Source organism: Vibrio sp. NC2 (assembly GCF_025195005.1).
GTDB classification, from domain to species: Bacteria; Pseudomonadota; Gammaproteobacteria; order Enterobacterales; family Vibrionaceae; genus Vibrio; species Vibrio splendidus.
Map to the genome: position 1 here is coordinate 14,656 of NZ_JANVFC010000018.1, position 19,870 is coordinate 34,525.

At 44.8% G+C, this 19,870-nt stretch carries 20 protein-coding genes; 19 read left to right on the top strand and 1 reads right to left on the bottom strand.

Translation table 11 applies throughout. The features are described 5' to 3' along the window. Positions 1–3: 3 nt before the first annotated feature. Positions 4–951: a protein translocase subunit SecF gene (gene secF, locus NX845_RS18420; protein WP_004735089.1), complete on the top strand. Its 948-nt coding sequence runs from the start codon at positions 4–6 to the stop codon at positions 949–951. A gap of 259 nt (positions 952–1,210) precedes the next feature. On the opposite strand, the gene suhB is transcribed toward secF, so the two are convergent. Then, entirely contained in the window at positions 1,211–2,014 is an 804-nt protein-coding gene (suhB, locus tag NX845_RS18425) for an inositol-1-monophosphatase (protein ID WP_004735090.1), read from the bottom strand. A 180-nt stretch (positions 2,015–2,194) separates the two neighbouring features. Between suhB and trmJ the strand changes: the two genes are divergently transcribed. The 18 genes from trmJ to der all read left to right on the top strand — a co-directional run bounded on the left by trmJ (position 2,195) and on the right by der (position 19,770). Next, positions 2,195–2,923, top strand: coding sequence for a tRNA (cytosine(32)/uridine(32)-2'-O)-methyltransferase TrmJ (gene trmJ, locus NX845_RS18430; protein ID WP_102445228.1), 729 nt, complete (start codon positions 2,195–2,197; stop codon positions 2,921–2,923). A gap of 116 nt (positions 2,924–3,039) precedes the next feature. Continuing rightward, complete coding sequence (gene iscR, locus NX845_RS18435) at positions 3,040–3,561, top strand: Fe-S cluster assembly transcriptional regulator IscR (RefSeq protein ID WP_017079865.1); 522 nt, start codon at positions 3,040–3,042, stop codon at positions 3,559–3,561. Positions 3,562–3,588: 27 nt separating this feature from the next. Continuing rightward, positions 3,589–4,803 carry an IscS subfamily cysteine desulfurase gene (locus NX845_RS18440; RefSeq protein ID WP_004735093.1) on the top strand — a complete coding sequence of 405 codons (1,215 nt, stop codon included), beginning with the start codon at positions 3,589–3,591 and terminating at the stop codon, positions 4,801–4,803. 33 nt (positions 4,804–4,836) lie between these two features. Then, complete coding sequence (gene iscU, locus NX845_RS18445) at positions 4,837–5,214, top strand: Fe-S cluster assembly scaffold IscU (protein ID WP_004735094.1); 378 nt, start codon at positions 4,837–4,839, stop codon at positions 5,212–5,214. A gap of 103 nt (positions 5,215–5,317) precedes the next feature. Beyond that, positions 5,318–5,641 carry an iron-sulfur cluster assembly protein IscA gene (iscA, locus tag NX845_RS18450; protein ID WP_004735095.1) on the top strand — a complete coding sequence of 108 codons (324 nt, stop codon included), beginning with the start codon at positions 5,318–5,320 and terminating at the stop codon, positions 5,639–5,641. 80 nt (positions 5,642–5,721) lie between these two features. Further along, complete coding sequence (gene hscB / locus NX845_RS18455) at positions 5,722–6,237, top strand: co-chaperone HscB (protein ID WP_009848288.1); 516 nt, start codon at positions 5,722–5,724, stop codon at positions 6,235–6,237. Positions 6,238–6,259: 22 nt separating this feature from the next. Then, a complete protein-coding gene (gene hscA / locus NX845_RS18460) occupies positions 6,260–8,110 on the top strand; it encodes a Fe-S protein assembly chaperone HscA (RefSeq protein WP_065682652.1) in 1,851 nt (616 codons plus the stop codon). A gap of 20 nt (positions 8,111–8,130) precedes the next feature. Beyond that, positions 8,131–8,469 carry an ISC system 2Fe-2S type ferredoxin gene (fdx, locus tag NX845_RS18465; protein WP_004735098.1) on the top strand — a complete coding sequence of 113 codons (339 nt, stop codon included), beginning with the start codon at positions 8,131–8,133 and terminating at the stop codon, positions 8,467–8,469. Positions 8,470–8,561: 92 nt separating this feature from the next. Continuing rightward, a complete protein-coding gene (iscX, locus tag NX845_RS18470) occupies positions 8,562–8,762 on the top strand; it encodes a Fe-S cluster assembly protein IscX (RefSeq protein WP_065682653.1) in 201 nt (66 codons plus the stop codon). A gap of 206 nt (positions 8,763–8,968) precedes the next feature. Further along, a complete protein-coding gene (pepB, locus tag NX845_RS18475; protein WP_065206950.1) occupies positions 8,969–10,264 on the top strand; it encodes an aminopeptidase PepB in 1,296 nt (431 codons plus the stop codon). Between the two features lie 106 nt (positions 10,265–10,370). Further along, on the top strand, positions 10,371–10,805 hold the full coding sequence (ndk, locus tag NX845_RS18480) for a nucleoside-diphosphate kinase (RefSeq protein WP_004735101.1): 435 nt from the start codon (positions 10,371–10,373) through the stop codon (positions 10,803–10,805). A 473-nt stretch (positions 10,806–11,278) separates the two neighbouring features. Next, positions 11,279–12,421 (top strand): bifunctional tRNA (adenosine(37)-C2)-methyltransferase TrmG/ribosomal RNA large subunit methyltransferase RlmN, encoded by a 1,143-nt coding sequence (locus NX845_RS18485; protein ID WP_004735102.1) that lies wholly within the window; start codon positions 11,279–11,281, stop codon positions 12,419–12,421. Positions 12,422–12,861: 440 nt separating this feature from the next. Next, positions 12,862–13,797 carry a cytoskeleton protein RodZ gene (gene rodZ / locus NX845_RS18490; RefSeq protein WP_260257059.1) on the top strand — a complete coding sequence of 312 codons (936 nt, stop codon included), beginning with the start codon at positions 12,862–12,864 and terminating at the stop codon, positions 13,795–13,797. A 7-nt stretch (positions 13,798–13,804) separates the two neighbouring features. After that, positions 13,805–14,926: a flavodoxin-dependent (E)-4-hydroxy-3-methylbut-2-enyl-diphosphate synthase gene (gene ispG / locus NX845_RS18495; RefSeq protein ID WP_004735104.1), complete on the top strand. Its 1,122-nt coding sequence runs from the start codon at positions 13,805–13,807 to the stop codon at positions 14,924–14,926. A 70-nt stretch (positions 14,927–14,996) separates the two neighbouring features. After that, positions 14,997–16,265, top strand: coding sequence for a histidine--tRNA ligase (gene hisS, locus NX845_RS18500; RefSeq protein WP_017084408.1), 1,269 nt, complete (start codon positions 14,997–14,999; stop codon positions 16,263–16,265). Between the two features lie 79 nt (positions 16,266–16,344). Next, positions 16,345–16,959 carry a YfgM family protein gene (locus tag NX845_RS18505; protein WP_065682654.1) on the top strand — a complete coding sequence of 205 codons (615 nt, stop codon included), beginning with the start codon at positions 16,345–16,347 and terminating at the stop codon, positions 16,957–16,959. Positions 16,960–16,969: 10 nt separating this feature from the next. Continuing rightward, positions 16,970–18,130, top strand: a complete 1,161-nt coding sequence (gene bamB / locus NX845_RS18510; protein WP_017084409.1) for an outer membrane protein assembly factor BamB — start codon at positions 16,970–16,972, stop codon at positions 18,128–18,130. 158 nt (positions 18,131–18,288) lie between these two features. Beyond that, positions 18,289–19,770, top strand: coding sequence for a ribosome biogenesis GTPase Der (der, locus tag NX845_RS18515; RefSeq protein WP_004735108.1), 1,482 nt, complete (start codon positions 18,289–18,291; stop codon positions 19,768–19,770). Positions 19,771–19,870: the final 100 nt, after the last annotated feature.

Consider the following 19,870-nt stretch of genomic DNA (forward strand, 5'->3'; position numbering starts at 1 on the left):
AATATGTTTCAGATTCTAAAAGCAGAAAAAATGATCGACTTTATGCGTTGGTCAAAGGTTGCCTTTTTATTCTCAATCTTGATGATTGGTACTGCCATCTTTACCTTAACAACGAAATCGTTGAACTGGGGTCTAGATTTTACCGGTGGTACCCTGATTGAAGTGGGTTTTGAGCAACCAGCAAACCTACCTGATATCCGTAGTGCACTAGAAGCGGAAGGTTTCGGTGATGCAACGGTACAGAACTTTGGTTCTGCACGTGAGGTAATGGTTCGTTTACGTCCACGTGACGGTGTTGCTGGCGAAACGCTTGGTAACCAGATCCTGTCTGCAATTAAAGATGGTACTGGTGAGCAAGTTGAGATGCGTCGTATCGAGTTCGTTGGCCCTAATGTGGGTGACGAGCTAACAGAAGCGGGTGGCCTTGCTATCCTTGTCTCTCTGATCTGTATCTTGATCTATGTGTCAGTGCGATTCGAATGGCGTTTGGCAGCAGGTGCGGTACTAGCACTGGCGCACGACGTTATCATCACACTGGGTGTGTTCTCTCTAATGCAAATTGAGGTGGATCTTACCATCGTAGCAGCCTTGCTAACGGTAGTCGGTTATTCCCTCAACGATACCATAGTCGTATTTGACCGTATTCGTGAGAACTTCCGCAAGATGCGTAAGGGTGAAGCACCTGAAGTACTGAACAGCTCAATCACACAAACATTGAGCCGTACATTGATTACTTCTGGTACAACGTTATTCGTAGTTATCGCGCTGTTCGCTCAGGGCGGTGCTATGATTCACGGCTTCGCGACTGCACTTCTATTGGGTATTACTGTTGGTACTTATTCTTCTATCTACGTTGCATCTGCACTCGCTATGAAGTTGGGTATTACGCGTGAACACCTAATGCCACCACAAGTGGATAAAGAAGGTGAAGAGTTTGACGAAATGCCTTAGGCCTTGGCTTAACAATTTTCGCTGAACCAAAAAAACCGCTAGGCAACTAGCGGTTTTTTTACGACTGTATTCTGTCGATAAACTCAACGTAATTTATCGGCGAAGTGCATTGTGCTCGTCGCAACTAACCGCCATCTTGCTCGTAGCTCGTAGCTCGTAGCTCGTAGCTCGTATCGCAGATACAAAAAAGCCCCGCAATAGCGAGGCTTTGAAATTTCTATGCGCCCTTGAAAAAAGGAGCATTAACGTAAGGTCTGAATTACTTCAGCATACCTTCGTTAGAGTTCTCACGAACGTGCTTAAGAATAGACTTAACACCACGCGCGCTTGAAGCAACAACATTACCAGACGTCATGTAATCAGTGCCGCCAGCAAAGTCAGTCATGATAGCACCAGCTTCACGAGCGATTAGATCGCCAGCTGCTAGATCCCATGGCTTAAGGCCTAGTTCTAGGTAACCGTCAACACGGCCAGCTGCTAGGTAACATAGGTCAAGAGCTGGAGAACCAGTACGACGGAAATCAGCACAATCAACGAATAGACCAGAGATGATTTTCATGAAAGATTCAGAGTGTTGTTTTTGCTTGAATGGGAAACCAGTCGCTAGAACAGTACCTTGAAGGTCTTTAAGTTGAGTAACACGCATACGAGCGTTGTTAAGTTGAGCGCCAGAGCCACGTTGAGCTGTGAATAGCTCGTTTAGCATTGGGTCATAAACACAAGCAACTTCTGTACGACCGTTCATACGAACAGCAATAGATACAGAGAAGTGAGGGAAACCTTTTACAAAGTTGTTGGTGCCATCTAGTGGGTCAACGATCCATTGTACGTCAGAATCTTTACCTTCAGTCAGGCCTGACTCTTCAGAAATAATGCTGTGCTCTGGGTAAGATGATTTGATTGTCTCAATAATCATGTACTCAGCTTCTTGAGCAATGTTAGTAACGTAATCGTTGTTACCTTTTAGAGACGATTCGATCTTATCAGTTGTTTCTAGAGATTTAGCAATATGGTTGCCAGCTTTACGCGCAGCGCGTATCGCAATGTTTAGCATTGGATGCATAGGTTTTTCCCACAAGATGTTAAAGAACAGTTTAAAGCGGCGGCGAGTATACCAAATTTTTTGCAAAAGGGAAGTGGTTGTTTTTTGAACTCTTGAATTCACATTACGAGAAGGGTCTGACCATTTTACTTAGCTATGTGTTAATATCTCGCGATTATTTTTAAAGTGGTGTCATATAGCATGTTAGACAATGTAAAAGTCGTTCTGGTTGGTACGTCTCATTCGGGAAATATCGGATCAGCAGCTCGCGCAATGAAAGTGATGGGTTTGAGTCAATTAGTTCTTGTAGACCCTCAATGTGAAGTTGACGAGCAGACCTTAGCACTGGCTGCGGGTGCTGGTGACATCGCAGAAAACGCGACCATTGTGTCTACATTGGATGAAGCAGTAAAAGACTGTGGTTTGGTGGTTGGTTCAAGTGCACGTTCACGTACGCTTGAATGGCCAATGCTAGAGCCTCGTGAGTGCGGACAAAAGTTTGCCGTTGAAGGTCAAAAGCACCCTGTAGCATTAGTCTTCGGTCGTGAGCGCACTGGCTTGACTAACGATGAGCTTCAGAAGTGCCACTTCCATGTATGTATCCCAGCCAACCCTGAATACAGTTCACTGAACCTAGCAATGGCGGTACAAACGCTAAGCTATGAAGTTCGCGTGGCACACCTTGATATAGTTGCGAGCCAATATCAACCACAGCAACAAGATGAGTACCCACGTCACGAAGAACTAGAAATGTTCTATGAACACCTTGAAAAAGTGATCATTGATACCCAATTTATCTCTAAGGATAAACCGGGTCAGGTGATGAACAAGCTACGTCGTCTGTTCAGCCGAGCTCGTCCTGAACTGCAAGAGATCAATACTCTACGTGGTATTTTGACTTCAATTGAGAAGAGCAAAAACGACAAATAAAACCCACTCTGCTTGTAGGGATGAATACCTGACTAAAATAGTCAACTAAATACTTGACCAATTTAGTCGGGTATGGGAAAATTCCAACCACATAAACAATGTGGATACGGTGTGATATGAAACTTACATCTAAAGGAAGATATGCGGTAACAGCTATGCTAGATGTAGCACTGCATTCGCAAAAGAGCCCAGTTCCTCTGGCTGACATTTCAGAGCGACAAGGCATCTCGTTATCTTACTTAGAACAACTATTTTCTAAGTTACGTAAAGCTGGCTTAGTTGCTAGTGTTCGTGGTCCTGGCGGTGGTTACCGTTTAGGTGCTGAAGCGAGCGACATCGCTGTCGGAACTGTGATTGCTGCAGTAGACGAATCAGTGGACGCAACTAAGTGTCACGGTCGAGCAGACTGCCAAGGTGGTAGTCGTTGTTTAACTCACACTTTATGGCGTGATTTAAGCTCCCGAATCAGCAGCTTCTTAAACGACATTACGCTCGGTGAGCTAATGAAAGATAACGAAGTTTTACAGATTTCTGATCGTCAAGATATCGATCTTGCGGTTAATAATGGTTTTGCACATAAAAATACGAGCACTACAACGATTAGTGCAGCACCTCACGGTGTTAATGCCCGCTCTTAGCGGTCAGTTTTTACATTGGAGTAGAAAATGAAACTGCCTATTTACTTTGACTATTCAGCTACATGCCCAGTCGATCCACGTGTTGCTGAAAAAATGGTTCAATGCATGACGATGGACGGTAACTTCGGTAACCCTGCATCTCGTTCACACCGTTACGGCTGGCAGGCAGAAGAATCAGTAGATAATGCTCGTGAGCAAATTGCCGATCTACTAAATGCAGACCCACGTGAAATTGTTTTCACGTCAGGTGCTACAGAGTCAGATAACCTTGCTATCAAAGGTGCAGCGCACTTTTACGAGAAGAAAGGTAAGCACGTAATCACGTGTAAAACAGAACACAAAGCAGTTCTTGATCCATGTCGCCAACTAGAACGTGAAGGTTTTGAGGTTACTTACCTTGAGCCAGAAGCAAACGGCATCATTGATCTAGACAAGCTACAGTCTGCAATGCGTGAAGATACTGTTCTAGTTTCTATCATGCACGTAAACAACGAGATTGGTGTAATCCAAGATATCGGTGCAATCGGCGAGTTATGTCGTGCACGCAAGATCATCTTCCACGTTGATGCGGCGCAGTCTGCGGGTAAAATCCCACTAGACGTAAAAGAGATGAAAGTTGATCTTATCTCTATGTCTGCACACAAAGCATACGGCCCTAAAGGCATCGGTGCTTTGTACGTTCGTCGTAAGCCACGTATTCGCCTTGAAGCGCAAATGCACGGTGGCGGTCATGAACGTGGTTTCCGTTCTGGTACTCTTGCTACTCACCAAATCGTGGGTATGGGCGAAGCGTTTGCTATCGCTAAACAAGACATGCAGAAAGATTACGATCACGCACTAGCACTTCGCGAGCGCCTACTGAAAGGTGTTCAAGATCTAGAAGCAGTAACTGTAAACGGCGACTTAGACCAACGTGTACCACACAACCTAAACGTGAGCTTTGCTTTCGTTGAAGGTGAATCTCTGCTTATGTCTCTTAAAGACCTAGCAGTATCATCAGGTTCTGCATGTACATCAGCAAGCCTAGAGCCTTCATACGTTTTACGTGCTCTTGGTCTGAACGATGAACTGGCACACAGCTCAGTACGTTTCTCATTCGGCCGTTTTACAACGGAAGAAGAAATCGACTACGCGATTGCACAAATTCGTGTAGCGGTAAATAAATTACGCGACATGTCTCCTCTATGGGATATGTATAAAGAAGGGATTGATTTGAACACTGTTGAGTGGGCTCATCACTAATCTCACGGAAATAGAGGATTCGAGGTAACTATCATGGCATATAGCGAAAAAGTAATTGATCACTACGAAAACCCACGTAACGTAGGTTCGTTTGATAAAGAAGACCCAAGTGTAGGTAGCGGCATGGTTGGCGCTCCAGCTTGTGGTGACGTAATGAAACTGCAAATCAAAGTATCTGCAGAAGGTATTATTGAAGACGCAAAATTCAAGACTTACGGTTGCGGTAGCGCAATCGCTTCTAGCTCACTAGTAACTGAGTGGGTTAAAGGTAAAAGTATTGATGAAGCAGCTGCAATCAAAAACTCTGAAATCGCAGAAGAGCTTGAGTTGCCACCAGTAAAAGTTCACTGTTCAATTCTTGCTGAAGATGCGATCAAAGCAGCTGTTGCGGATTACAAAAAGAAGCACTAATCGCTTCAATACCGTAATCACGTCGAAAAAATAAGTAATATTTGGGAGCACCCTTTGTGCTCCCACCTGAGTTCTCAATTTATATAAAACACAAGGTTGTAGTATGGCCATCACCATGACAGATACGGCAGCAAGCCGAGTTCAAGCTTTCCTAGATAACCGTGGTAAAGGTCTCGGATTACGCTTAGCAGTAAAAACTACTGGCTGTTCGGGTATGGCGTATGTACTGGAATTCGTTGACGAGCTTAACGAAGAAGACGAAGTGTTTGAGCATTCAGGTGTTAAGGTCATCATTGATCCAAAGAGCCTAGTATACCTAGATGGTACTGAGCTTGATTATGTAAAAGAAGGCCTAAACGAAGGTTTTGAATTCAACAACCCGAACGCGAAAGGCGAATGTGGTTGTGGTGAGAGCTTCAATGTTTAAACGCTTGAATCGTTAAGCGTTGTAAGCGAAGAATAAAATTAGGCTCTGAACAAAGAGCCTAAACTTAGGACCACCTTTACATGAATCATTTCGAATTATTTGGGCTACCACTTCAGTTTCAACTGGATGGTAGCCTTCTTTCTTCTCAGTTTAGAGATCTGCAACGCCAATTCCATCCTGATAAATTTGCGATAGCTTCTGAGCGAGATCGCTTATTAGCAGTGCAAAAAGCGGCACAAATCAATGATGCGTACCAGGTATTGAAGAATCCAATCAGCCGAGCAGAATACCTGCTGGTTCAACACGGTGAAGACATTCGTGGCGAACAACAAACCATGCAAGATCCGATGTTCCTGATGGAGCAAATGGAACTGCGTGAAGAGCTAGAAGACATCGCAGACAGTTCTGATCCCGAAGATGCGCTATTTGCATTTGAAGGCAAGGTTAGCAAAATGTATAAACAACAATTAAGCGCTATCCAACAAGAACTCGAAAGCGAAGCTTGGCTTGAAGCTGCAGACCGAGTAAGAAAGCTTAAGTTTATTGCAAAATTAAAGAATGAAATCGAATTAGTTGAAGATCGTTTGATCGGCTAGTTTGTATAACAAGGACACCTCCATGGCACTACTTCAGATTGCAGAACCAGGGCAAAGCGCCGCTCCTCACCAGCATAAGCTTGCTGTGGGTATTGATTTAGGTACAACAAACTCGTTGGTTGCTGCAGTACGCAGTGGCGAGGCGAGTACACTCGTTGATCAACAAGGTCGAAGCATTTTACCTTCAGTTGTTCACTACCAATCGGAATCTTATACGACTGGTAATGAAGCGCGTGCAAATGCACAAACTGATCCTAAAAATACCATTATCTCAGTTAAGCGATTAATCGGTCGTTCACTGTCAGATATTCAACAGCGATACCCGTCTCTGCCATATCAGTTTGAAGAAAGTGATAATGGTTTGCCTGTGATTCGCACAGAGCAAGGCAACAAGAACCCAATTCAAGTATCAGCAGACATTCTGCGAGCGCTAGGTCAACGTGCTGAGTCAACACTAGGTGGCGAGCTATCTGGTGCAGTGATTACCGTTCCTGCGTACTTTGATGATGCACAGCGTGCCGGTACGAAAGACGCTGCGCAACTTGCTGGTCTTCACGTGTTACGTCTTCTTAATGAACCTACTGCCGCAGCGATTGCTTACGGTCTGGATTCCGGTAAAGAAGGGGTAATCGCCGTTTATGACTTGGGTGGTGGTACGTTTGATATCTCTATCCTACGCCTATCTAAAGGTGTCTTTGAAGTTTTAGCAACGGGTGGTGACTCTGCGCTAGGTGGTGATGACTTTGACCATTTGATTGCAGAACATTTCCAAGCGCAAATGGGCTTATCAGAGCTAACGGCAGAACAGAACCGTATTCTTCTAGACGCAGCAACAGAAGCGAAGATTGGCTTATCTGAAGCTGAAAGTGTTGATGTTGACGTACTAGGTTGGTCTGGTTCATTAACTCGTGAAGAGTTCGAAGAGCTCATCAAGCCATTAGTTAAGAAAACGCTACTTTCGTGCCGTCGCGCACTGAAAGATGCTGAAGTTGACGCGGACGAAGTTCTGGAAGTGGTTATGGTTGGTGGTTCAACTCGTACCTTACTTGTCCGTGAAATGGTGGGTGGCTTCTTTGGTCGTACTCCATTAACCAGCATTAACCCTGATGAAGTGGTTGCGATTGGTGCGTCGATTCAAGCGGATATCTTAGTTGGCAACAAGCCTGACTCTGAGATGCTACTTCTAGATGTTATCCCACTTTCCTTAGGTATCGAAACTATGGGTGGCTTGGTCGAAAAGATCATCCCTCGTAACACCACGATCCCTGTTGCTCGCGCACAAGAATTTACCACGTTCAAAGACGGTCAAACGGCAATGACAGTGCACACCGTGCAAGGCGAGCGTGAAATGGTCGACGACTGTCGTTCACTAGCTCGATTTGCTCTGAAAGGCATTCCGCCAATGACAGCAGGTGCTGCGCATATTCGTGTCACTTACCAAGTGGATGCTGATGGCCTGCTATCGGTTACCGCGATGGAGAAGAGCACTGGCGTTCAAGCTGAAATCCAAGTTAAGCCTTCTTACGGTCTAAGTGACAACGAAGTGGCTAGTATGCTGAAAGATTCGATGACGTTTGCAAAAGAAGACATGCAAGCGCGTGCTCTAGCTGAGCAACGCGTAGAAGCGGACCGCGTTATTGAAGGGCTAATTGCTGCAATGCAAGCCGATGGTGACGAGCTGCTTAATGAGCAAGGCAAAGAACAACTTGTTCAAGCGATTGAAGCACTGATTGAAGTGCGCAACGGCGATAATGCCGATGCCATTGAACTAGAAATTAAGAATACCGACAAAGCGAGCCAAGACTTTGCTTCTCGTCGTATGGATAAATCAATTCGAGCTGCACTGTCAGGTCAGTCAGTCGATAATATTTAATAGTTAGAGAATAGATAAACATGCCAAAGATTATTGTTTTACCTCACGAAGATCTATGTCCAGAAGGCGCTGTTTTAGAAGCAAAAACTGGTGAGACGGTTCTTGATGTTGCATTGAAGGCCGGTATTGGTATTGAACACGCATGTGAGAAATCGTGTGCATGTACTACATGTCACGTTGTGATTCGTGAAGGTTTCGACTCATTAGAAGAAAGTGATGACCTAGAAGACGACATGCTAGATAAAGCATGGGGTCTGGAAATGGAATCTCGTCTTGGTTGCCAAGCTAAAGTGGCGGATACTGACCTTGTTGTTGAGATTCCAAAGTACACATTGAACCTAGCTTCTGAAGAGCACTAAGAACTCAGCTCGGCTAAAACTGTTAGTAAAACTGGCATAGAATATAAATCATGAAGATGACAAATCGTCGCTGATAAATATAAGGAAGTGTTATGAGCTTGAAATGGATTGATTCGCGAGATATTGCGATTGAACTATGTGATTTATACCCAGGTACCGATCCTAAAACCGTACGTTTTACGGACTTGCATCAATGGGTGTTAGATCTTGAAGATTTTGATGATGAGCCGAATCACTCGAACGAGAAAATTCTAGAGGCCATTATTTTGTGCTGGATGGATGAGATGGACTAGCCCTCTTGTTCTATAATTTGGCCGCTGGTTGGAATTTATCCAATATAAAACACAGCCAAGTTAACAATTCTTACTAAAAAAAGCGGACCTTATGGTCCGTTTTTTTATCAAAATGACATTTTCCTCCTACATAATGCTAACATCAGTGCGCTAATAAAAAATAATCAGAACCACACACTCAAGGTGGTTCATGACAAGGAGAAATCATGTCTACACAGATGTCAGTATTTTTAAGTCAAGAAGCTGCCCAGCCTCAGTGGGGAGCAAGAGCTATTTTATCGTTTTCTGAAGCGGGAGCGACAATTCACATTGGTGAAGGCCACGATTTAGGGGCGGTTCAACGTGCTGGTCGTACGCTTGACGGACAAGGTATCGCATTGGTTTCACTTAGCGGGGAAGGGTGGGATTTAGAAAGCGTTTGGGCTTTCTACCAAGGCTACCGTGGACCAAAGAAAAAGAATGCATTGGAATGGGATACACTTTCAGAAACCGACCAAGCTGAGCTAGAAGCTCGCATTCGCTCTACTGATTGGACTCGTGACATTATCAACAAAACCGCTGAAGAAGTGGCACCTCGTCAATTAGCGACGATGGCTGCGGAATACATCAAGTCAGTGGCTCCTGCGGGCACAGTTAAAGCGAAAATCGTTAAAGACAAAGACCTACTAACCGAAGGTTGGGAAGGCATCTACGCGGTAGGCCGCGGCTCTGAGCGTACTTCTGCAATGCTTCAACTGGACTTCAACCCAACTGGCGATGAAAACGCACCCGTGTTTGCTTGTCTTGTGGGTAAAGGTATCACTTTCGACTCAGGCGGTTACAGCATCAAGCCAGGTCAATTCATGACAGCAATGAAGGCTGACATGGGCGGCGCGGCGACTATTACGGGTGGTTTAGGTCTAGCGATTGAACGCGGCCTGAACAAGCGTATTAAGCTTATTCTATGTTGTGCAGAGAACATGATCTCGGGTCGTGCATTGAAGCTTGGCGACATCATTACTTACAAAAATGGTAAGACGGTTGAGATCATGAATACCGATGCTGAAGGTCGCTTGGTTCTTGCTGATGGTTTGATGTACGCAAGTGCACAAAACCCTGAGTTGATCATCGACTGTGCAACGCTTACCGGCGCGGCTAAAAACGCACTGGGTAATGATTATCACGCACTATTGAGCTTCGATGATGAGTTATCTCACCAAGCACTAACGGCGGCAAATCAAGAGAAAGAAGGTCTATGGCCATTGCCTCTTGCTGACTTCCACCGCGGCATGTTGCCTTCAAACTTTGCTGATCTTTCAAACATCAGCTCTGGTGATTACACACCGGGTGCAAGTACCGCTGCTGCGTTCCTTTCTTACTTTGTCGATGACTACAAAAAAGGTTGGATTCACATGGACTGCGCGGGTACTTACCGTAAGTCATCAAGTGATAAGTGGGCTGCAGGCGCGACCGGTATGGGTGTTCGTACACTGGCTCGTCTTCTTATCGACCAAGCAAAATAATAATAAGAGTGAGCGGTATTTCGATACCGCTTATTCATAAATTCAGATCGAATGATCTTAGTAATTTCAGTATTTAATAACAAAAAAATGAAGTGAAGGAATCCCTATGGCTCTAGAAAGAACGTTCTCAATTGTTAAGCCGGATGCAGTTAAGCGTAACCTTGTTGGTGAAATCTACCACCGCATTGAAAAAGCAGGCCTACAGATTATTGCCGCTAAAATGGTTTCTCTTACTGAAGCGCAAGCAAGTGGCTTCTATGCAGAACATGAAGGTAAAGAGTTCTTTGGACCACTAAAAGAGTTCATGACTTCTGGTCCTATCATGGTTCAAGTACTTGAAGGCGAAAATGCGATCGCTCGTTACCGTGAACTTATGGGTAAAACTAACCCAGAAGAAGCGGCATGCGGCACTATCCGTGCTGACTACGCAATCAGCATGCGTTACAACTCAGTACACGGCAGTGATAGCCCTGAATCTGCTGCACGCGAAATCGAATTCTTCTTCCCAGAATCTGAAATTTGCCCGCGTCCAGCTGAATAAGCAGACAGCAGCAAGTATCAATAAAGGCTTCACTTCGGTGAAGCCTTTTTCGTATGTGGACTTTGCATTCTCGATAATCTATTTAGTCGTCATTCTCGAGAGCGACGTAGGAGTGTAAGCGGAATCTCTGTTAGTTGTTGGAGATTCCAGATACCTCGTTCCTCAGTTCTGGAATGACGGGCTTTGAGGAGTTCATGACCTGATAGCGATGAATGGCGGGAGCCACAATCTTGTGGTAAGTATTGGTGAGCTTGTGGAGATTATTTACGTCATTCCCGAAAGCGACGGAGGAGCGTAATCGGGAATCTTTTCTTTAATTTAGGTATTCTCAGACCGAACAAAACAATTGTTCAAGTTTTAATCGCTTAACTTTGAATGTCTTAATAAACACAGGGTTTTACAGCGCTTGTTGAAGTTGCGTAAAGCCTGTACAATTCGCGCCCTTAATTATTGTTCCGTCATTGAGAGGCATCATGACCACAGCTAAAGTCAATCTACTCGATTTTGATCGTAAAGGTCTTCGTAAATTTTTCACAGAAGAACTGAATGAGAAAGCGTTTCGAGCAGAGCAAGTGATGAAGTGGATTTATCACTTCGGTGTCGATGACTTCGAACAAATGAACAACATCAACAAAAAATTACGTGAGAAACTGCTGCATCGCTGTGAGATTGTTGCACCTATCGTTTCTGAAGCTCAGCACTCTGCAGATGGCACCATTAAATGGGCTATGAGCGTTGGTGACCAAGACGTTGAGACGGTATACATCCCTGATGGTGACCGTGCGACGCTATGTGTATCTTCACAGGTTGGTTGTGCACTAGAATGTAAATTCTGCTCTACGGCTCAACAAGGCTTCAACCGTAACCTGAAAGTTTCAGAGATCGTTGGTCAAATCTGGCGCGCTGCACGTGAAATCGGTTTAGAGAAAGATACGGGTCGTCGTCCAATTACTAACGTCGTAATGATGGGTATGGGTGAGCCTCTGCTTAACATGAAGAACCTAATTCCATCATTAGAGCTGATGCTTGATGATCTAGGATTCTCACTGTCTAAGCGTCGTGTGACAGTATCAACATCTGGTGTTGTTTCTGGTCTTGATCAGATGACAGACAACATCGATGTAGCTCTGGCGATTTCTCTACACGCACCAAACGATGCACTACGTAGCCAAATCATGCCAATCAACGACCGTTGGGATATCCAAGATTTCCTAGCATCGGTTCGTCGTTACATTGCTTCTTCAAATGCTAACCGCGGTAAAGTAACGGTTGAGTACGTTCTATTGGATCATGTGAATGATGATATGGACCATGCTCGTGAACTTGCTGAGCTAATGAAAGAGACGCCTTGTAAGATCAACTTGATTCCATTCAACCCTTATCCGGGTTCGCCTTACAAGAAGCCAAGCAACTCTCGAATTGATCGCTTCCAAAAAACGCTGATGGAATACAACTACACAGTAACGGTTCGTAAAACACGTGGTGATGATATTGATGCCGCATGTGGTCAGCTGGTTGGTGATGTCATTGATAGAACCAAGCGTACTAAAATGCTGAAAGCCGCCTCTGAAGCTAACTTAATCGCAGGTGATGTGATTCAAGTAAAAGCGGTTTAAATACCATTTAGAACTAAACAAGCCAGAAGGAATCCTTCTGGCTTGTTGCTTTTCTGGAAGGTGAATTTCCAATAATTGGATTTTTTCCCCACGCTTTCTTACATTTTTCGTTAAATTTTGGACAAAACCATGAGCTGACGGTAAATTTTGTCGAAAGTGTTTTTGCCTTGTAATGGCATTAGCTTATGATTAAATAATCTTAAATTAATTTAAGTGCTCGCTTGTTACCCGATAATCGTCAATGTGTCTATTTAGGTTGGCTACTTGATAAACTAGCTTCCTGAGAAAGTCGCTCACCAACAGTGTGTGGTTTTCTACTTTAAGGGTTGATGAACCGGGTGACAGGAAAAATTCCACATAGTAGGTTGTAAGATTGAGCTTAAACGAAAATAAAAAATGCTCTCATCAACCTGCAATAATACTTTAGAAGTTCACTCTCTATGAACACAGAACAAGAAACACAAACGCAAGAAACTGTCGCTCCAGCAATTGAAGCGGGAACGCTGCTCAAAAATAAACGAGAATCTCTTGGTTTAACACAAAAGCAGATCTCTGATCGCTTGAAGTTACGCGTTACGCTTATCCAGCAAATTGAAGAAAACCAATTCGAGTCAGATCAGGTTGCCACCTTTATGCGTGGTTACATTCGTTCATACGCGAAATACGTCAATCTTGATGAAAAAGTCGTGTTGAATGCGCTTCATCATTCTGGTGATGCCCAACATCAAGAACAAGAAATGTTGAGCTTCTCTCGTAAGACTAAAACCGAGAAGCACAACAGCCGTATTATGCTCCTTACTTGGAGCATCTTCGCTGTGATTGTGGGTATCTCCTCACTTTGGTGGTGGCAGAACCAACAGCAAGACACCTTATCTCAATCTTTAGCCAATACTGAAAGCTCGGAAGAGCTAGTGGTAGAAGAGTCGCTTGATCCTGAGCTGACTTCACTCGAAGTGATTGAAGCAGAACAAAACGCAGAGACATCTCCTGCTACTGAAAATTCTGATGAGCTTACTGAAGTGAGTTCAGCTGAAGATTCAGTAACTCTTGACCCCGTTGAAGTCATTGAAGAAGCACCAGAAGCAGCAGACGTTGCTTCTGTTACTGCGGAACCAGAGACTGTAGCGCCTGAAGCTGTGGTTAACGAGCTAGTGATGCAGTTCTCTGCTGATTGTTGGGTCCAAGTGAAAGATGCTTCGGGCAAAACATTATCTACTGGCATTAAAAAAGCAGGCCAGACATTAAATCTTTCTGGAACTGCACCATATAAAGTGATTCTGGGTGCGCCTGAAGGCGTATCGATGACATTTGCAAGTGAACCTGTCGACCTTTCTGGGTATACTTCAGGCAAAGTAGCTAGAATAACCTTACCTTAGAGTTAATATGCAACACGAATCTCCTATTATTCGTCGCAAATCAACCCGTATTTATGTGGGTGATGTGCCGATCGGTGATGGTGCACCAATTGCTGTGCAATCCATGACCAACACAAGAACAACAGATGTCGCCGCGACCGTCGCTCAAATTAGAGCTTTGGAAAAAGTGGGGGCAGATATCGTTCGCGTATCTGTACCGACTATGGAGGCCGCTGAAGCTTTTAAGCTAATCAAGCAGCAGGTCTCTGTTCCTTTGGTTGCTGACATTCACTTCGACTACCGTATCGCTCTTAAAGTGGCAGAGTATGGGGTTGACTGTCTGCGTATCAACCCAGGTAACATCGGTAACGAAAGCCGCATTCGCTCTGTTGTGGATTGTGCTCGTGATATGAATATCCCGATTCGTATTGGTGTTAACGGTGGTTCTCTTGAAAAAGAGATCCAAGAGAAATACACAGAGCCTACAGCAGAAGCGCTAGTTGAATCTGCAATGCGTCACGTCGATATCCTAGACCGTCTGAACTTTGATCAATTCAAAGTCAGCGTGAAGGCTTCTGATGTATTCCTAGCCGTCGGTTCTTACCGTTTGCTTGCTAAGCAGATTGACCAACCACTTCACCTAGGTATTACTGAAGCGGGTGGAGCTCGTGCGGGTTCTGTGAAATCGGCTGTAGGTTTGGGCATGTTATTGTCTGAAGGTATCGGCGATACGCTGCGTATCTCGCTAGCAGCAGATCCAATCGAAGAGATCAAAGTTGGCTTTGATATTCTTAAATCTTTGCGCATTCGCTCACGTGGTATCAACTTCATTGCGTGTCCGAGCTGTTCTCGCCAAGAATTCGATGTTATCAACACTGTTAACGCCCTTGAAGAGCGCTTGGAAGACATAGTGACTCCAATGGATGTCTCTATCATCGGTTGTGTCGTTAACGGCCCTGGTGAAGCTGAAGTGTCTCACTTAGGCCTTGCGGGTAGTGCTCGTAAGAGTGCCTTCTACGAAGACGGTAAGCGTCAGAAAGAGCGTTTTGACAACGATGACCTTGTCGACAAGCTTGAAGCGAAGATCCGAGCAAAAGCATCGGTGCTTGATAAAGCAAATCGCATTGATGTAGAAAACTTAGAAGATTAATACAACGCGATGGGGTGTGTTTGTCTATTCGCACTAACACCTGATCGTGAGAAATTACGGAATAAATACTGTGGCTAAAAATATCCAAGCAATTCGAGGCATGAACGACTGCCTACCAACTCAATCACCACTGTGGCAGAAAGTAGAAAGCGCAGTTAAAAGTGTGGTGAGTGCATACGGTTACAACGAAGTACGTATGCCTATCGTTGAAGAAACGAACCTATTTAGCCGTGCGGTTGGTGAAGAGACAGACGTTGTTTCTAAAGAGATGTACACCTTTGATGACCGTAATGGCGACAGCCTAACGCTGCGTCCAGAAGGCACAGCAGGTTGTGTACGTTCATGTATTCAAAACAGCCTTATCAACCGTGATGAGCAGCGCCTATGGTACATGGGTCCAATGTTCCGTCACGAGCGTCCTCAAAAAGGTCGTTACCGTCAATTCCACCAATGTGGTGTTGAAGTGTTTGGCCTAGACGGTCCAGACGTTGACGCAGAACTTATCATGATGACAGCACGTCTATGGCGTGAACTAGGCATCGATAAGCACGTTCGCCTCGAGCTAAACTCAATCGGTTCTCAAGAAGATCGCGTAAGCTACCGCACTGCGTTAGTGACTTTCCTTGAGCAACACATTGATGTGCTAGATGAAGACTGCAAACGTCGCATGCACACTAACCCTCTACGTGTACTTGATACTAAGAACCCGGATGTTCAAGCTATCTTAGGTGACGCACCTCGACTATCTGAATATTTAGGTGAAGAATCGAAGCAACATTTTGCTGGTTTGTGTGAACTTCTTGACGCTGTTGGTATCGAATACCAAGTTAATGAGCGTCTAGTACGTGGCCTAGATTACTACAACCGCACAGTATTTGAGTGGATCACTGACAGTCTTGGTGCTCAAGGTACAGTTTGTGGCGGCGGTCGTTACGATGGTCTTGTTGAGCAACTAGGCGGCAAAGCAACCAATGCTGTTGGTTTTGCTATGGGTCTAGAGCGTCTGGTTCTTATGATGGAAACGCTAGAGCTAACAGAAGTTCGCCGTAGCGTTGACGTATACGTGGTTGCTGCTGGCGAAGGTACTATGATCGCGGGCATGCAGTTAGCGAATCAATTACGCGACACCGTTGAAGGCGTACGTGTAATGAACCACTTCGGTGGTGGTAACTTCAAGAAGCAATTCAAACGTGCTGACAAAGTAGGTGCTGTTGTAGCACTGGTACTTGGTGAGAACGAAGTTGCTGACAATACAGTTGTGCTAAAAGATCTGGTTGGCGGCGAGCAAGAAACCGTGTCTCAAACGGACGTTGCAGAGAAAGTTGCTGCGCTAATCTAATTAGCCATTGAGCAAACGCTCATCATGAATATCAACGTCAGCACTATGCTGGCGTTTAAAGAATTAAAGAGGACAGGAAGTGGAACTTTACGATAGCGAAGAGCAACAAGTTGAAGCCATTAAAGATTGGTGGAAAGAGAACGGTAAAGCCGTAGTCTTTGGTGCAGTTATTGGTTTAGGCGGTCTATTTGGCTGGCGCTATTACCAAGATTCAGTCGTTGAAGCGCGTGAAGTCGCTTCAGAAGGCTACACCTCTGTAATTTCAGCTCTTGATGCTAAGGGCGTTGATGCTCAATCTGATATTCAAGCTTTTATCGACGCTAACAAAGACGCTGAATACTCTGTACTTGCTGCTATGCAATTAGCAAAAGCGCAAGTTCAAGCGGGTGACCTTGCAGCTGCACTTGAACAGCTTGAGTGGGCAAAATCGGCAACTAAGGATGCGGCACTTACGCCTCTACTGACTTACCGTGCTGCACGTATCAAAGCTGAGCAAGGTGAATTTGACGCAGCATTGACTGATCTTGAAGCGATGACTGACGAATCTTGGACAGGCCGTGTTGCTGAACTGCGTGGTGATATCTCACTTCGTAAAGGCGATACAGATGCGGCTTACAGTGCTTACTCTGAAGCACAACAAGCAGCTGATGCGAGCCAAACGCTTCAAATCAAACTTGACGACCTAGCTAAATAAGGCGCTTTGAATGAAGAAGATGTTTCCAAAAGCGGCGTTGTGTGCGATTGCTCTTGGCCTATTGGCTGGCTGTGCGGGTGAAGAAGACACCGTCATCATGGCGCCAGTACCAACAGTAAATAGCGAGTTCACTCCTAGTCAGGAATGGTCTACGTCGGTTGGTGATGGTGTTGGCCACTACTTTTCAAAACTAACGCCAGAATTGGCTTACGACAAAGTGTTTGTTGCGAGCCGTGAAGGTATGGTTAAAGCGCTTGACCCTGAAACAGGTAAAGAGCTGTGGAAAGTCGATCTTGAGAAAGAAGTACTGGCTCGTTTATCGGGTGGCTTAACGGCGGCTTACGGCAAAGTATTTGTTGGTTCTGAAAATGGCGAAGTGATCGCGATGGATGAATCAACTGGTGAAGAGCTGTGGCGTGTATCAGTGAATGGTGAGGTGCTTGCATCCCCAGCAACTGAAAGCAACATGGTTATTGTTCATACCAGTCGCGGTATGCTGATCGCGTTAGATCAAGAAAGCGGCGAACAAAAATGGACGATTAGCACTGAAGTTCCAAGCCTAACACTTCGTGGCGATAGCTCGCCTGTTGCGGTTTCTGGTGGTGTATTCTGGGGGACTGCAAATGGTCGTTTAGCAGCCGCTATTGTTGACCGTGGTCAGCTTATTTGGCAACAGCCAGTAGGCACACCAAAAGGTGCAACGGAAATCGATCGCTTGGTTGATGTTGATGCATCACCGATTGTTCTTGGCGGAACCCTGTATACCGTAGGTATCAATGGTCAACTAATCGCTATCGATCTCCGTTCTGGTAAGCCAATTTGGAAGCGTAACTACTCGTCAGCGATTGACTTAGCGAGTGATGGTAGCCGTTTGTTCGTTGTTACCGACAAAGACCATGTGGTTGCGGTTGATGCGCGTAGTGGTACTGAACTTTGGAGCACTCCATTGTTAGAAAACCGCTTACTGACAGCACCTGCTATTATTAATGGTTATGTAGTTGTTGGTGATACAGAAGGTTATCTGCACTGGTTAGATCGTTCATCGGGTGAGTTTGTTGCTCAACAGCTCGTCGATGATAGCGGCTTTGCGGTTGCGCCAATTGAAATGCCTGAAGGCTACTTAGTGACGACTCGCAATGGCGATGTAAAGAAACTAACGATTAGCCAATAAAAGCGTGATACAATTCACAGTCGGCTCCTGGTTGGTAACAGCTAGGAGCCGTTTTGTTGTTATGAATTAATAAACCGTGTGGTTATAGGTAAGAGTTTAAACTTGCGATCAAGTGCTTACCTATAACTACATTTAGAGAAGAAATTGTAGAGGTTGTTATGGTACCTGTTGTTGCTCTAGTAGGGCGTCCGAATGTAGGTAAATCTACGTTATTTAACCGATTGACTCGAACTCGTGATGCATTGGTTGCGGATTTCCCTGGCTTAACGCGTGACCGTAAATACGGTCATGCTCATTTTAGCGAGCATGACTTTATTGTTATTGACACTGGTGGTATCGACGGTACCGAAGAAGGTGTTGAAACTAAAATGGCTGAACAGTCGCTAGCGGCGATTGATGAAGCTGATGTCGTTCTATTTATGGTAGATGGCCGTGCGGGTCTAACACCTTCAGACGTGGCTATTGCTAAGCACCTTCGTCAACTAGAAAAGCCTTCAATGCTAGTAGTAAACAAGGTTGATGGTATCGACCCTGATGCTGCAAGTGCTGATTTCTGGCAACTAGGCGTAGAAGACATGTACCAAATCGCTGCAGCGCACGGTCGTGGCGTAACAGCGTTGATTGATCTTGCTCTTAACCCGTTCGCAGAAGCGTTAAAAGCAGAGAATGGCGAAGTAAGCGATTTAACTGAGTTTGAAGACGAAGAAGAAGAGCAAGTTGATTTCACTGAAGAAGAAGCTGAAGAAGAATTCAAGCGCCTTCAAGATCAACCAATTAAGCTAGCGATCATTGGCCGTCCTAACGTTGGTAAATCAACACTAACTAACCGTATTCTTGGTGAAGAACGTGTTGTTGTTTACGATATGCCAGGCACAACTCGTGACTCTATCTACATTCCAATGCAGCGTGATGAGCGTGAATACGTTCTGATTGATACTGCAGGTGTTCGTCGTCGTAAAAATATCAACGAAACAGTAGAGAAGTTCTCAGTGGTTAAAACACTGAAAGCGATTGAAGATGCTAACGTTGTATTGCTGCTTATTGATGCTAGAGACAACATCTCTGATCAAGATTTAAGCTTGTTAGGCTTTGCGTTGAATGCTGGTCGTTCAATTGTTATTGCAGTAAACAAGTGGGATGGTCTAGACAGCGATGTTAAAGATCGCGTTAAGAAAGAACTAGACCGTCGTTTAGGTTTCGTTGATTTCGCACGTATTCACTTTATCTCTGCACTTCACGGTACAGGTGTTGGCCACTTGTTTGAATCTGTTCAAGAAGCTTACAAGTCAGCAACGACTCGTGTTGGTACTTCTGTGCTAACTCGTATCATGAAGATGGCGACTGATGATCACCAACCGCCTATGGTTCGTGGCCGTCGTGTTAAATTGAAATACGCGCACGCTGGTGGCTACAACCCACCGATTATCGTTATCCACGGTAACCAAGTACGTAACTTGCCAGATTCATACAAACGATTCTTGATGAACTACTACCGTCGTTCACTAGAGATTATGGGTACACCTATTCGCATTCAATTCCAGAACAGCGAGAACCCATTTGAAGCTAAGACAACCAAGCTGACAATTTCTCAAGAACGCAAACGTAAGCGTATGATGAGCATGGTTAAAGGTCGTAAGTAAACCTTTCCAATAGATTTGATACCCGAGCCTGTCTCGGGTATTTTTTTAAGTAAAATTCACGTTAAGCCATAACCTCATATCTCCATATCGTGATGGGTTA

What these genes read in the sequence shown, in the direction of transcription:
- secF (WP_004735089.1), top strand. Translation starts at nt 4, where the DNA reads ATGTTTCAGATTCTAAAAGCAGAAAAAATGATCGACTTTATGCGTTGG.
- suhB (WP_004735090.1), bottom strand. Translation starts at nt 2,014, where the DNA reads ATGCATCCAATGCTAAACATTGCGATACGCGCTGCGCGTAAAGCTGGC.
- trmJ (WP_102445228.1), top strand. Translation starts at nt 2,195, where the DNA reads ATGTTAGACAATGTAAAAGTCGTTCTGGTTGGTACGTCTCATTCGGGA.
- iscR (WP_017079865.1), top strand. Translation starts at nt 3,040, where the DNA reads ATGAAACTTACATCTAAAGGAAGATATGCGGTAACAGCTATGCTAGAT.
- NX845_RS18440 (WP_004735093.1), top strand. Translation starts at nt 3,589, where the DNA reads ATGAAACTGCCTATTTACTTTGACTATTCAGCTACATGCCCAGTCGAT.
- iscU (WP_004735094.1), top strand. Translation starts at nt 4,837, where the DNA reads ATGGCATATAGCGAAAAAGTAATTGATCACTACGAAAACCCACGTAAC.
- iscA (WP_004735095.1), top strand. Translation starts at nt 5,318, where the DNA reads ATGGCCATCACCATGACAGATACGGCAGCAAGCCGAGTTCAAGCTTTC.
- hscB (WP_009848288.1), top strand. Translation starts at nt 5,722, where the DNA reads ATGAATCATTTCGAATTATTTGGGCTACCACTTCAGTTTCAACTGGAT.
- hscA (WP_065682652.1), top strand. Translation starts at nt 6,260, where the DNA reads ATGGCACTACTTCAGATTGCAGAACCAGGGCAAAGCGCCGCTCCTCAC.
- fdx (WP_004735098.1), top strand. Translation starts at nt 8,131, where the DNA reads ATGCCAAAGATTATTGTTTTACCTCACGAAGATCTATGTCCAGAAGGC.
- iscX (WP_065682653.1), top strand. Translation starts at nt 8,562, where the DNA reads ATGAGCTTGAAATGGATTGATTCGCGAGATATTGCGATTGAACTATGT.
- pepB (WP_065206950.1), top strand. Translation starts at nt 8,969, where the DNA reads ATGTCTACACAGATGTCAGTATTTTTAAGTCAAGAAGCTGCCCAGCCT.
- ndk (WP_004735101.1), top strand. Translation starts at nt 10,371, where the DNA reads ATGGCTCTAGAAAGAACGTTCTCAATTGTTAAGCCGGATGCAGTTAAG.
- NX845_RS18485 (WP_004735102.1), top strand. Translation starts at nt 11,279, where the DNA reads ATGACCACAGCTAAAGTCAATCTACTCGATTTTGATCGTAAAGGTCTT.
- rodZ (WP_260257059.1), top strand. Translation starts at nt 12,862, where the DNA reads ATGAACACAGAACAAGAAACACAAACGCAAGAAACTGTCGCTCCAGCA.
- ispG (WP_004735104.1), top strand. Translation starts at nt 13,805, where the DNA reads ATGCAACACGAATCTCCTATTATTCGTCGCAAATCAACCCGTATTTAT.
- bamB (WP_017084409.1), top strand. Translation starts at nt 16,970, where the DNA reads ATGAAGAAGATGTTTCCAAAAGCGGCGTTGTGTGCGATTGCTCTTGGC.
- der (WP_004735108.1), top strand. Translation starts at nt 18,289, where the DNA reads ATGGTACCTGTTGTTGCTCTAGTAGGGCGTCCGAATGTAGGTAAATCT.